General features: G+C 59.1%; 15 protein-coding genes and 1 pseudogene. 11 read left to right on the forward strand and 5 right to left on the reverse strand.

Going from position 1 to position 11,622, the window contains the following annotated elements; translation table 11 throughout:
* Both Y707_RS0119855 and Y707_RS27800 read right to left on the reverse strand, forming a co-directional pair.
* A partial coding sequence (locus tag Y707_RS0119855) for an IS630 family transposase (protein ID WP_253905281.1) occupies nt 1–446 on the reverse strand: 446 nt, incomplete at its 3' end.
* A gap of 185 nt (nt 447–631) precedes the next feature.
* On the reverse strand, nt 632–1,033 hold the full coding sequence (locus Y707_RS27800) for an AAA family ATPase (protein WP_155853185.1): 402 nt from the start codon (nt 1,031–1,033) through the stop codon (nt 632–634).
* Between the two features lie 397 nt (nt 1,034–1,430).
* Here Y707_RS27800 and Y707_RS0119865 point away from each other — a divergent pair, with 397 nt between their 5' ends.
* A complete protein-coding gene (locus Y707_RS0119865; RefSeq protein WP_162150255.1) occupies nt 1,431–1,742 on the forward strand; it encodes a hypothetical protein in 312 nt (103 codons plus the stop codon).
* A 37-nt stretch (nt 1,743–1,779) separates the two neighbouring features.
* Nucleotides 1,780–1,908: a hypothetical protein gene (locus Y707_RS33180; RefSeq protein ID WP_275451235.1), complete on the forward strand. Its 129-nt coding sequence runs from the start codon at nt 1,780–1,782 to the stop codon at nt 1,906–1,908.
* Between the two features lie 27 nt (nt 1,909–1,935).
* Here Y707_RS33180 and Y707_RS33015 read toward each other — a convergent pair.
* Nucleotides 1,936–2,151: pseudogene (locus tag Y707_RS33015) on the reverse strand (MerR family transcriptional regulator); the annotation flags it as partial.
* Nucleotides 2,152–2,255: 104 nt separating this feature from the next.
* Between Y707_RS33015 and Y707_RS0119875 the strand changes: the two are divergent.
* The 5 genes from Y707_RS0119875 (at nt 2,256) to Y707_RS27805 (ending at nt 5,444) form a co-directional block, all read left to right on the forward strand.
* Entirely contained in the window at nt 2,256–2,555 is a 300-nt protein-coding gene (locus Y707_RS0119875) for an alkylmercury lyase (RefSeq protein WP_026536366.1), read from the forward strand.
* A 54-nt stretch (nt 2,556–2,609) separates the two neighbouring features.
* Complete coding sequence (locus Y707_RS0119880) at nt 2,610–3,962, forward strand: dihydrolipoyl dehydrogenase family protein (protein WP_026536367.1); 1,353 nt, start codon at nt 2,610–2,612, stop codon at nt 3,960–3,962.
* 13 nt (nt 3,963–3,975) lie between these two features.
* A complete protein-coding gene (locus Y707_RS0119885; RefSeq protein ID WP_026536368.1) occupies nt 3,976–4,179 on the forward strand; it encodes an excalibur calcium-binding domain-containing protein in 204 nt (67 codons plus the stop codon).
* 117 nt (nt 4,180–4,296) lie between these two features.
* Nucleotides 4,297–4,680, forward strand: a complete 384-nt coding sequence (locus Y707_RS0119890; protein ID WP_026536369.1) for a hypothetical protein — start codon at nt 4,297–4,299, stop codon at nt 4,678–4,680.
* Entirely contained in the window at nt 4,677–5,444 is a 768-nt protein-coding gene (locus Y707_RS27805) for an RES domain-containing protein (protein ID WP_051442237.1), read from the forward strand. Before Y707_RS0119890 ends, Y707_RS27805 begins: the two co-directional genes overlap by 4 nt.
* A 52-nt stretch (nt 5,445–5,496) precedes the next feature.
* Here the strand turns inward: Y707_RS27805 and Y707_RS0119900 are convergent, their stop codons facing one another.
* Nucleotides 5,497–6,432 (reverse strand): endonuclease/exonuclease/phosphatase family protein, encoded by a 936-nt coding sequence (locus Y707_RS0119900; RefSeq protein ID WP_051442241.1) that lies wholly within the window; start codon nt 6,430–6,432, stop codon nt 5,497–5,499.
* Nucleotides 6,433–6,999: 567 nt separating this feature from the next.
* Here Y707_RS0119900 and Y707_RS0119910 point away from each other — a divergent pair.
* From Y707_RS0119910 to Y707_RS27815, 3 genes are all read left to right on the forward strand, one after another.
* Nucleotides 7,000–7,263 (forward strand): hypothetical protein, encoded by a 264-nt coding sequence (locus tag Y707_RS0119910; protein WP_026536371.1) that lies wholly within the window; start codon nt 7,000–7,002, stop codon nt 7,261–7,263.
* 387 nt (nt 7,264–7,650) lie between these two features.
* A complete protein-coding gene (locus Y707_RS27810) occupies nt 7,651–7,863 on the forward strand; it encodes a helix-turn-helix domain-containing protein (RefSeq protein ID WP_051442238.1) in 213 nt (70 codons plus the stop codon).
* Between the two features lie 548 nt (nt 7,864–8,411).
* Complete coding sequence (locus Y707_RS27815) at nt 8,412–9,167, forward strand: PP2C family protein-serine/threonine phosphatase (protein ID WP_035782836.1); 756 nt, start codon at nt 8,412–8,414, stop codon at nt 9,165–9,167.
* A gap of 234 nt (nt 9,168–9,401) precedes the next feature.
* On the opposite strand, the gene Y707_RS0119925 is transcribed toward Y707_RS27815, so the two are convergent.
* Nucleotides 9,402–9,974 (reverse strand): TetR/AcrR family transcriptional regulator, encoded by a 573-nt coding sequence (locus Y707_RS0119925; protein ID WP_026536372.1) that lies wholly within the window; start codon nt 9,972–9,974, stop codon nt 9,402–9,404.
* A gap of 26 nt (nt 9,975–10,000) precedes the next feature.
* Here Y707_RS0119925 and Y707_RS27820 point away from each other — a divergent pair, with 26 nt between their 5' ends.
* Nucleotides 10,001–11,179 (forward strand): MFS transporter, encoded by a 1,179-nt coding sequence (locus Y707_RS27820; protein WP_081745028.1) that lies wholly within the window; start codon nt 10,001–10,003, stop codon nt 11,177–11,179.
* The last annotated feature ends 443 nt before the right edge of the window (nt 11,180–11,622 follow it).

Below are 11,622 nucleotides of genomic sequence, written 5' to 3' on the forward strand. Positions count from 1 at the left end.
GGGGTTCCCGGCATCATCGGGAACGCTGGCTGTGATCTCGCCAGGGCCTGCACCTGGCTCTTCTCATCGACCGATAGTACGACCGCGGATTCCGGCGGGTTCAGGTAGAGGCCGACGATGTCGTAGACCTTCTCGGTGAACAGTGGATCGTTGGAGAGCTTGAACCCCTCCTCCAGATGGGGCTTGAGACCGAACGCCTTCCAGATCCTACCGATCGTCGACTTCGACAGGCCGGACTTCTCGGCCATCTTCGCCCGTGACCAGTGCGTCGCGTTCGCCGGGGTCGATTCCAGCGTGTCCACCACGACGTGCTCAACCTGATCCACACTAATCAGCGCGGGCCTGCCCGGCCGTGGCTCGTCAACGAGACCGTCCAGACGTCGCTCCAGGAACCGGGAACGCCATTTCCGAACCGTGGGCAGCGACAACTGCAACCGCCTGCTCACCTCCGAATTCGACACCCCCGTCGCGCACTCCAGCACGACTCTGGAACGTAGCGCCAGATCCTGCGCGGACTTACGCCTACGAACCCACCGCACCAACTGGTCACGTTCCGTATCGGAGAGTCTCACTTCGGCCAATGCCGGTCCTCGTTGCGCCATACTCCAGCCTACCAACAACTAGCAACGAACTAACGGCGCAACACACTAGAGTCTCTTTCGTGACGTGCCCTAATTCTTGTCTTGCGTATGGTTTCGTCGGCTGTGACCCGCGCAATTACGAGTGGTCGCCCTCCTACTGCTTCCTTGTACCGGGGTATTTCCCGCGCGTCTTCCAGTACGCCGGCGAGGACAAACTTTTCGATGCCGGCTGCGGTGTAGTTGCTTATCAGAGATGAGAGGTTTGCGAGTTCGAGTTCGTGGTTGAATGGATCGTCGGGCGCTGCAGGCCACGCCCAGCGAATAAGGTCCAGGTCGATGATCGCGTGAGCTACACGTTTCTTCTCGAACATTTTCCCCATCGCATCAGCGGCTGTCGTTTTCCCGCTCCCTACGGTGCCGTTGATGAAAATGACCATCGCTTCAACTCCCATGCCGAGCATCATAGAACGAGCGGTGAGGTCAGGTCGCCGGCAAATCTTGTCGGCTGTGTGCCGCTGGAGGATCCGCTAATGATGCGGTTGCTGACCGATCCAGCGGCAATCGATCGTAGAGTCGACGTAACCCGGTTTTAGCCGCGAAACTTCCCGTCTGAGAGAACAGGTGGAAGACTGAAATCTATGCTCATGACCTTCAATTTTCCTGGGGTTGCAGATGCCATCGAATGAGCCGCCAACGACACGGTTGGCTCGGGGCCTATCTACAGTGGAATGGGAGCTCCTCCTCCTTCTTCTGATGTGTCCGGAAACTTCTGAAGAGTTGGAAAGCATGTTGGCAGAGGAGGACCGTCACCAGCTAAGCCGCCCCTATGGAATAGGCAGTGACGGAGTAATGTCTGCGCTGAACATGCTGGAGCAGTCCCGGCTCGTCACCGAAGACTCCGAACCCGGTCTCCAGACAAACACGGACGTATCTCCTCAAAAGGTGTGGCGGCTTACCGCACAGGGACGAATAATCGCCAGACAAAAAGCGAAGATGCTGCATGAGTGGGACGAACTTTTCCAACTTGAGTTAGTGAAGCTGGGAACCACGGCCGATTCTGCTGCGAGGGCTGTCGGCGCAGTTTCGGACAGCGGCAATAATTCCGGCGACCCTACAGAGGCTGCCCGTCGATATGCCGCAACCCATCACACAAAGGAATGACCAACTCGACGACCCAACTCGTGTCTGTTGAGGATCCTTGACCGGGCGGTTTCGGATGGGTCTACCGAAGAAGGATTTGGCAGATTCCTTCTTCGGCGCAGTCCTTTGGGTCAAGGCTGTGGCTGTGGTCGAGGAGCTGATTAAGTTCTGCTTCCAAGGCGGCTAGTTCGCGTTGCCGGGCACGGACGTCATCCAGTTTGTGTTCAAGCAGGCTCGATACATGAGTACAGGGTGTCTCGCCAGCATCGCGTAACCCGACGATGCTTCGAATATCCATGAGCGTGAGTCCTGCGACTTGCGCCGCTTTGATAAACCGCAGCCGGGTAATTGTTGAGTCGCTGTAGTGCCGGTATCCATTCGATTCTCGATGGGGTTCGGGAAGCAGGCTTTGGCGTTCGTAGAACCTGATTGTCTGGCGCGGTACCCCCTGTCTTTTCCGTTACCTCTCCGATCAACATGGCTTCAGTGTAGCTGTTGACCTTATACCTGAGTGCAAGGTTTATTCTCACAGACATGGAGATCACCCTGATGTATTTCAACGGATGCCCGAATTGGAAGGTCGCCGCCGAGCGCCTTGCCGTAATCGCGGCCGAACGTGAAGGCACGACCGTTACCCGAAAACTGATCACCACTGTGGAAGAGGCTGAGCAGGCTGATTTCCACGGTTCGCCCAGCATTCTTGCGGACGGCGTGGATGTCTTTGCCGACGCCGCTTCATCGGTTGGGCTGGCATGCCGCAGGTATGCCACTCCGGATGGGCTGGCTGGTTCACCGACCCTCGATCAGTTGCGCGCTGCGTTATCCCCAATCTAGAAACACGTCCCGCTCCAATAAAAAGCTAATCGCCCAGGCGGAAGGAAGCTTGCCATGGATCAAAAATACGACCTGATCGTGATCGGCGCCGGCATGGCCGGCGTCACTGCTGCCCAGAAGTGTTCGTCGCAGGGGTGGCGCGTCGCGATCGTTGACGCCCTGCCTTACGGAGGTACATGCGCGTTACGCGGGTGTGACCCCAAGAAGATTCTGCGCCGCGGAGCCGAAGTCATTGAGAGCGCAAAGCTTATGCGTGATAAAGGCATCAACGACGATGGCCTGTCGATCAATTGGGCAGATCTGATGAAGCACAAACGCGGCTTTACCGATCCCACTCCCAAAAATATGGAAGACAGCCTTGTCGGTAGCGGGGTGACTACCTTGCACGGCAATGCAGCTTTCGTGGATCACCATCGGCTCGACATCGATAGAACGATTTACGAGGCGGAGAACTTCCTCATCGCCACCGGCGCACAACCTCGCCCTCTCGACTTCTCAGGCAGTGAACATCTGATTGATAGCACCGACTTCCTGAACCTTGAAGACCTTCCCTCACGGGTGCTGTTCATCGGAGGCGGGCTCGTCTCCTTCGAGTTCGCCCACATCGCGGCACGTGCAGGGTCTTCACCGGTGATCGTCGACCGGGGAGAGCGTCCGCTGAAGGGATTCGACCAGGACCTGGTCGAGCTTCTAGTCAAGCGTGGCGCATCTGCCGGTATTGAGGTGCAATGCAGCACCACAATCACCGCTGTCGAAAAATCAGCTTCCGGCTACCAGGTCCTGATTGAAAAGTCCGGTGTCCCATCGTCGATCGAAACTGATCTTGTCGTCCACGGTGCCGGACGAATACCCGATATATCAGGCCTAAACCTTGATGCTGCCGGAATCGCGGCAGGCAAGCATGGCGTGACGGTAGCCGATCACCTGCAAAGTACGACCAATCCGGCCGTTTACGCTGCCGGCGACTCTGCCGATACACCGGGCATGCCCCTTACCCCGGTGGCCGTGTTCGAAGGTAAAGTCGCCGCCTCCAACATGCTGAAAGGGACCACGACAATTCCCGACTACACAGGTGTTCCCACCACCGTTTATACCATCCCCGAGCTCACACGGGTCGGGATGCTCGAACAAGAGGCCCAAGACAAGGGCATCGATCTCGACGTTCGATATACCGATACCAGTGACTGGTACTCCAACTACCGCATCGGCGAAACCACCGCTGCAACCAAAATCCTCATCGACCGGACGACAGACAAAATTGTAGGTGCACACATGTTTGGGCCCGGCTACGGAGAACTGATCAACTTCGCCGGCCTGGCAATGAAGATGGGCATGACAACGGGACAGCTGAAATCCATGGTGGCCACCTACCCCTCAATCACATCGGACCTTGGCTCCATGCTCTAGCCAAACCAGGGGAGTGGAGGTACCCATCGCCGCCACGCCGGCCCCCGAAACAGAAGAACCCACGCCCGAAACGGACAGGGCACCGGCGGCACCGGGAGACGTCTACCACGAGAACTGCACCGCTGCCCGGGACGCCAGCGCCGCTCCCGTGCACCGCGGCGACCCCGGCTATGCAACCCATCTGGATTCTGAAGGCGACGGAATCGGCTGCGGATAGACCCCCGCCCACAGTGAAGGGGAGTGGCTTGGCATGTACCTGGCGGACAGAGTGCGCAGAGCCCCAAAAACGTGGATGCGGTGGCTTTTGAGTGACTTTGGAGTGTACGATCGGGTTATGAGTATCGAAACGATCATCGCTGACGGGTTCTCCGAAACCGCGCGGATGGATATTCACGAGGTCGTGCGGCGTCTCAACACGCATCTGGGGCCAACCCTGGTGGCGGCACTGTCGGGTACCAAGGACCGCAGGCAGCCCATCCGGTGGGCCAAACCGGACGGGCCCGCACCCGGCACAGATTTCGAGAACCGGATCCGTCTGGCCAGACGGGTGTGGCTGGGCATCGCCGACGCCGAATCCGACTCAGTCGCACGGGCCTGGTTCATCGGCGGTAATCCACGGCTGAAAGAGGATACGCCCCTGACGGCAATCCGCGAGGACCGTCACCGCGAAGTTGTCGCCGCCTTTACCGCGTTTCTGGAAGATACCTACGACGGATGAGTCCGACGGGACGCCTGTGCGCCAGCACCGGGTTGTGGCTCAATACTGGCTTCACCGTCGGCTATCGGGTGGCCAGGACGACCTACGGCGGCCTCAATCCTCCCGCCCGTGTGGCCGGCTCAGACCGGCAGGGCTGGGGGCGCTATGACACTCTCGGGTCGACCGTTTACCTGGCCGGGGCAGTGGAGACAGCCTTCCGCGAGGTCATAGCCCCCTTCACTCTTGGCCTGCAGGGTAATTCCGCGCTGCAGAAAGACGCCGACTTTCTGGGAATGCCGTTGCCGGATTTCATCCGGGAGTTCAAGTCGCATTGGGAGGAAAGCAGCTACATGAACACAGGGTGCCTGCCCACCCAATGGAGGACATCGCGGGACCTGTACCAGATACAGGTCCCGGTCTCCGAGGCGTGGGTGGACATCGAACACCCCTCATCACTGGCAGCCATCCGCAGCGCCATCGGCGCCGGGCTCGCCGTCGATACCGGAATCGATTCCGTCACCCTGGCCGAGGTCCATGCCCCCGACCGGGAAGTGACCACACGCATTGCAGAGTGGCTACGCACCCTCGTGCTCGACGATGGGAGACAGCCGGCCGGGATTACCTACAGCAGCAAACTCGGTGGCAGGTGCTACGCATACTGGCTCCGCCGCAGGGACGAAGGCCTGGGCGAAGAGCACCTACGGGTTGTTTCCATCAAGCCGATCGACCGGGACGACCCCGCACTGAAAACCGCCTGTGAAGGACTCGACCTGCACTGCTTCTAACCGACAGTAAAGCTATCCCCACTGGTGCCTGCTTCCGGCTGCCGCTCTGTAGCTAGATTTTGAATTCTGTCCATAGGGGGTAGTGGTCTGAGATGCGCCACGATATTTGGTTGTTGGTCATGTCGTCGAAGGCGTGGGGGAGGAAGTCGAAGTGGCCGGCCTGGCCGGTGTAGTCCAACGATTTGAGCAGGTTTGACCCGTCTTCGTTGCCGAACCAGGCGATCTGGTCGTAGAAGTGACCGGAGTTGTCGTTGTTGAAGATGGTTCGCGGGACACCGTTCAATTCAGGCGCTGGTTGCAGACCGGTGGAGGTGAACGCTTCGTAGAGGGGGTCGTCTTTACGATCGAGGTTGAAGTCGCCCAGGACCAGCAGGTTCTCGTTCCACTGGCCCTCGCGCTCTACCCAGTTGCGCATCCATTGGGCGAAGTTGGTTAGTTCGGGGAGGCGTTCTTCGGGGTCGTTTCCCCAGAGCACGTGCACGGTGGTGAGACTGAACTCGACGTTCCCGCGCAGGAAGCTGGCGGTGTAGGGGGTGCGGGCGAACTGCTCAACAGGCCCCTCAGTCGATGGGGGCAGCACGATTTCACCCACCAGGCCGGAAGGTTGTACGCGGGTGGTGTTGTAGACGTAGGTGAGGCGTTCGCCGTTTCCGGCATCACCTTCGGTGACATCGGAGGTGATGAACCGCCACTGGTCGCCGAGCAGCTCCATCAGGTACTGCAGTGCGGTGACGTTGCGCCGCGTTTCCTGGACGGCTACAACGTCGAATCGGGAGACGATTTCGGCGATGCAGGCCATCGCGTGCCAATCGCGTTTCGGCGAGTCGTCTTCGTCGGCGTGCCACTTCTCGGTCAGGTCACTGAAGGCTCGGATGTTCCAGGTGCCAATCAGCAGGTTGGATTCGGCTGGTGGTGGAAGCTGCTCATCCAGGGCGTTGCTAATGGATTTCAGGTCCTCGGCTACATCAGGCGGGGGAGTCGTCGTCATGAGGCCCATGCAATCACAAACTCCAAAGGGCAAGGGCGGTAAACTGCCGGTTTCGTCCTGGCGGTGCCCGGCCCAGCGGTCATGCCCAAAATGCCGCTGTGGGCAATAGATTGAGCTACCGGCATCGGACAGTAGCCGGACATTTTCCAATCAGCACCTCGCGGTTATCGACCGTTGCCTTGATTTCTTCGAGATGATCGATTCGGAGGTCGCCGCGTGCGGGAGAGATGCCCTACTCCCCGGGCACGGTCGACGATGGCAACCTAAAGATTTATGGGATGGGTTTCCCGGGCCAGTTCTATTCTTCTGCCGTCGTATCCATTGTGGACGGCTGCTTCAACAAGATCAGGGCCACCCCCCGAGTGGAGTGGCCCTGACCAATGAGGTTTTTTTAGATGACGTCGACGACAACGACGAGCACGTTGTCTTCCACATTGACGTCAGATGCAACAAATTGGTAAGCATGCTTGGCATATCGGTGTGGAGGTTTTATTGTAGGGCGGTAAAGGACCCAGCGGTGTCCGTTTATCCGGCAGCCGCGTGTCCAGTCCGAGAAAGGGCACCGGCATGGTCGATGATCCCCCTGCTAAGGGTAAGACGGTCAAGGAGCGTTACGGCCCCAGATGGTTATTGTTGGTTTTTCTTGTAGTTGCTGCACTTCAGGCAGTGATTCTGCTGATGGCCCTGCCCTGGGGGGTGCCAGAGATCATAATGTTCATTTTGCTTCTGGCGACCGCCATCGGGTCACTCGTCATGTTCATTCTCTCCTGCAGGGCCCAACGGTCCGATACGGCGGGTGGGCAGCCGGAAGATCCAATGGATACGGGATGAGCGGAACCGGTGCGGATCCTTTTCGTCCTTGTACAGGTCGGCTCGACCGGACCGGCCGGGTTCAAACTAAACCGGAATGTCGCCCTTGAGTAGAAGCAGTGGGAAGGCCCCCTGCTCGTCATTGGAGGATGACCGGGAGCGAGGGAGCCAGCACTTCAAGATTAGGACGCGGAAAAGTTGCGCGCAATGGGTGTGTTGACAACTGTTTTTTCTGCTGCATCCCGGGGTATGAGCCGTCCAATTGACCATATATAACCGGCCCCGGTTGGATAGGATGTACCCAAGCCCTATAAACGCAATAGTCCCATTGCTGAGGGCGACAAATGTGGGGGGCCACATGGAAAATCAAAGATTCCCGGCCGCGTATCAGCGCTGGTTTCAGGGCAGATGACGGCCAAAAATTTCCGTAATCTTGAACTGCTCACCGTTGAGGAAGTGGCGACCGTGCTGCGTGTGTCCAGGATGACGGTGTACCGCCGGGTTCATTCAGGCGAACTTCCATCAGTGCACTTTGGCCGGTCATTCCGAATTCCCGCCAGTGCCATAGAGGCCTACCTGAACCCGCGAACGACCTCCACGGAACCTGAAGAAAAACCATAACCTGCCGGGCCGGTAAAGAATTTGCCGCTTTGCCGGACCTCTCAAACTTGGAGGCCGGGCGATATTGATACGACAGGAAGCTAAGAGTCTGTAAACCCGTCTTCGGGGAATGACTCGTTTTTAGGAAGGGGAACCGGTAGCCGAAAACCGCATCGACCGGTCAGTGAAGGCATGAACGCCTTACCGGCGCCCCCGTTGGCGCTATCCCAGGAGTTGCCTCTTGAGTGCATGCGCATACGTTGCGTCAGACTCTTCTTTTAGCACCGGCGCCGTGGGATCATGCGTGCATGGACAAAGGCACAGAGCGCGGGTCGGTCCCTGCCCCTGACCGGGACAACCCCACGGGGCCGCACCGGCATGATCAGCGGCCTTTATCCACCGAGCAGATGCGCCTGGTGGGTAGAAGACGCAGAGAGGCCGAAGGGAAACTGAAGCAGCATCAGCAGCATGCACGGGGTAAATCCGCAGAAGGACGCCGGTGAGGGAGCCAGGCAGAAGCGCGTTTCGGCAGCGGCCCGGCATCAAGAACCCTGAACCCGTTCGGGAAAATGAATCCGCCTGACGCTTCCACGACGCCGCCGCTGCATATCGTGCTGGCGTGTGGTTACGCTTCTGACCGGGGATCACACCGCGAACTCAATGAAGATTCACTGCTGAGTTCCGATCCGATGTTTGCCGTGGCCGACGGTATGGGCGGGCATGAAGCAGGTGAAGTCGCCAGTGGTATATGCGTACAGACTCTGGGCAAGCACCCACTGCTGGCAGCTAAAGGACGCCTTCTGACCATCAGTGACGTGTGCAACCTGGTCAACGACGCCGATGCAGCCATCCGCACCGCCACCGGTTCCCGCTCAGGTACCACACTTTCCGGTGTGGTCCTTGTCGAAGACGGCGGTGGGCTGTTTTGGCTGATCTTCAATGTTGGTGATTCGAGGACGTATCTGTTCAATGGGGATGGCCTGGAACAGATCACCGTGGACCATTCAGAGGTCCAGGAACTGATGCAGATGGGGGTCATAACGGCACAGGAGGCGGCCGAGCATCCGCGCCGAAGCGTGATCACCAAAGCACTCGGAACAGGGTCGAAAGCTGCACCGGATTTAATCTTGCTGCCGGCGCAGGACGGCGACCGGATCCTGATCTGCTCTGATGGATTAACCGGAGAAATCAACGACGAGCAGATACATCGGATCATGAGTACGTTGCCACATCCGCAGCATGCCGCCGACTCACTGGTCCAGGTCGCCCTGGACACCGGCGGCCAGGACAATGTGACGGTAATGGTGATTAACGCGTCGGTGTGAGCCAGGAGCTCCGTGGTCCCGTCACATGTTCAAATGTTCTTTCAGCCACCGGGCACAATCGGTGTGGAAAGACCCCCCGGAACCCTATAGGGGGGTCGGGTGCCGGGGAGTCATCCTACCTCCTATGATACGCGTGGCCGTCAGCAAAAGGCCCGGAGGGCGGCCCTTGGAATGATGAATCGCCCTATGGCGAATAAATGTCGATCCGGCGATGAGCCGCAGATCAACCATGGCTTATGGGCGTGGGTGCAGGTCTATCAGTGCCCGGGCGGTTTCCTCGCCGCAGGTAATGGCTTTCTCAGGGGTGTCGCGCAGCATCATGGCCAGGACGCCGCTGACGATGAGGGCCATTTGGTTTGCGAGCATTTCAGCATTTGCTCCGGCCACGGGTTTGGCCAGTTGCCGCAGTTGTGAAGTGAGCAGGTTGGTTTCCTCCCGGAGGACGGCTTCAAGTTCTTTGCTGTGCTTATTGGTTTCCGCGGCAGTGCCGAGGAAGCCACACCATCGTGCTGCGAGATGTTTGGACCGGTAGGCCCGCAGTGCGGTGAAAACAGCTAAGAGCTTCTCTTTGTCTCCGGAGGCGGCTTTTACGCAACCCTGCCATTCGTTGTCCCAGATGCCTAGTCTGCGGCGCAGGGCTTCGGTAACCAATCCATCCTTATTTTCGAAGTGCGCGTAAAGGGTGGCTGGTGCAGTGTTTGCTTTACGGAGGATGGTGTCGACCGGCGTGGCGGCGATGCCTTCTGTGAAGAGCAGGGCGTCTGCGGCGTCGAGCAGTCGTTCCCGGGGTGGGGGTTGCGTAGCCATGATCCCATCCTATAACGTTCGTTTCAATGAAACGGTCGTTACAGCATGAAGTTGTAGTCCACCCGGTTGTTCTGACGGTGTCGGCGACCGGTCCGATCGCGGCCACCTATGGTCTTGTCCGAATGGGATATGGACTGTTCCTGCCGTTTTTTGTCGAGACCTTCACTATTTCCGCGACGGTCTCGGGCTTCATTTTTGCCGGAACTTCAATGGTCTTTTGCCTCACCGCCGGCATCGCGTATTTTCAGGCGGGTTTCAGGCCGCGGCTGGTGACTGTTGCAGCAGGGGCAACCGCCTGTATTGGAAGTGTGGGAATCGCCGTGGCGGGCAATGCGGTTGTTTTCGCCGTATCCGTTGTGATCGCAGGTGCAGGCGCGGGCTTTGCCTCACCCGCCATGATTAAATTGGTCGAACGGAACGTTCGTGCGGGCCGCCAAAATCTCATGCACACCATAGTGAACTCCGGCAACGGCCTTGGTCTCGCCGTTGCGGGTTTGCTGGCGCTGATCCTGGGGGATTTGTGGCGCCTGGCCTGGGTCATGGTCGCCGCCGCAGCATTGGGTGCGATGTGCGCGGTCCTCGTTTCCGACACCCACCGGACGCCGCCCCCGGCGGCTGCCAGTGTACGGGACAACGGTATGGACATCCGGCCCTTCCGGCTTCCCGCCGCCGGTGCCTTTACACTGGGGGCCGGCAGCGCAGCAGTCTGGGTGCAGGGCAGAACTCTCTTGCAGGAAGCCGGCGGAATCGATATCAGGGCATCAGCAGCTGCCTGGGTGATATTGGGGGCAGGTGGTGCGGGGGCCGCCCTAATGTCCGTTTGGCTAAGCCGCCGCACGATCACGGCCACTTGGCTGGCAACTGTCACCGGTACCAGTGCCGGGACAGCGGTCATCGGCTTGTTCCCGCAAACTATCGGTCTTGCCTACGCCGCATGCGCGTTGTTCGGCTTCGCCTTTAATGCGGCAACTTCCGTGCTGATTATTTGGGCCGGCCGCATCCTGACGGACTCCACCGCCGCAGGAACTTCGCTTCTCTTCATCGCCTTGGCATCAGGCCAGGCTGCAGGAGCGGCACTAATGGGAATGCTCATCGACCACCTCGGTTTCAACGTGGCCTTCAGCGTTGCCGCCGGCCTATGCCTTCTGAGCGGCTTAGCAGCACTCACCAACCGCGCACCGGGAAAGTTGCCGCCTAGGGTGTAATGACATTGACCAGAATCGCTGCACGCGAGCCAAGAGGAGGGGCCTCGACAGCTGGGATTCCTTATGGACACTGAAACCGCAACGGTCGTATCAAGGTGGCGCTGACTGACGTAATCACCCGTTATCGGCCTCTTCTTTGTCGTAGAGGCGGGGCCGGGGGATGCTCCATGTTGAGGTGTGGGCACATGTCATCGGTGCTTACGATGCGGTCGCGGCCGAGTGATTTTGCCCGGTACAGTGCGCTGTCCGCGGTTGCGATCAGCGCTTTGAGGTCCGGGGAACAGGTGCAGAAAACCCTCATGAGGCAGCGGACGGGAGCGGCTGTCCCGACGATGCGGCGTCGCGGGCTTCCCGGGTCAGTCCGTAGGGAACACCGTCGCTCAGCTCTACCGTAAAACACCCGGCACCTGTGCTGGTGACAAGAATTCCGCGGCGTTTGTCCG

Origin of the sequence: Arthrobacter sp. H14 (assembly GCF_000520495.1) — a bacterium.
GTDB lineage: Bacteria > Actinomycetota > Actinomycetes > Actinomycetales > Micrococcaceae > Arthrobacter_C.

Excerpts from the sequence above, each read along its gene's own strand:
- Y707_RS0119875 (WP_026536366.1), top strand. The coding sequence starts at position 2,256 with ATGGAGATCACCCTGATGTATTTCAACGGATGCCCGAATTGGAAGGTC.
- Y707_RS27805 (WP_051442237.1), top strand. The coding sequence starts at position 4,677 with ATGAGTCCGACGGGACGCCTGTGCGCCAGCACCGGGTTGTGGCTCAAT.
- Y707_RS0119900 (WP_051442241.1), bottom strand. The coding sequence starts at position 6,432 with ATGACGACGACTCCCCCGCCTGATGTAGCCGAGGACCTGAAATCCATT.
- Y707_RS27810 (WP_051442238.1), top strand. The coding sequence starts at position 7,651 with ATGACGGCCAAAAATTTCCGTAATCTTGAACTGCTCACCGTTGAGGAA.
- Y707_RS0119880 (WP_026536367.1), top strand. The coding sequence starts at position 2,610 with ATGGATCAAAAATACGACCTGATCGTGATCGGCGCCGGCATGGCCGGC.
- Y707_RS0119865 (WP_162150255.1), top strand. The coding sequence starts at position 1,431 with ATGTCTGCGCTGAACATGCTGGAGCAGTCCCGGCTCGTCACCGAAGAC.
- Y707_RS27800 (WP_155853185.1), bottom strand. The coding sequence starts at position 1,033 with ATGGGAGTTGAAGCGATGGTCATTTTCATCAACGGCACCGTAGGGAGC.
- Y707_RS27820 (WP_081745028.1), top strand. The coding sequence starts at position 10,001 with ATGAAACGGTCGTTACAGCATGAAGTTGTAGTCCACCCGGTTGTTCTG.
- Y707_RS0119910 (WP_026536371.1), top strand. The coding sequence starts at position 7,000 with ATGGTCGATGATCCCCCTGCTAAGGGTAAGACGGTCAAGGAGCGTTAC.
- Y707_RS27815 (WP_035782836.1), top strand. The coding sequence starts at position 8,412 with ATGAATCCGCCTGACGCTTCCACGACGCCGCCGCTGCATATCGTGCTG.
- Y707_RS0119890 (WP_026536369.1), top strand. The coding sequence starts at position 4,297 with ATGAGTATCGAAACGATCATCGCTGACGGGTTCTCCGAAACCGCGCGG.
- Y707_RS0119925 (WP_026536372.1), bottom strand. The coding sequence starts at position 9,974 with ATGGCTACGCAACCCCCACCCCGGGAACGACTGCTCGACGCCGCAGAC.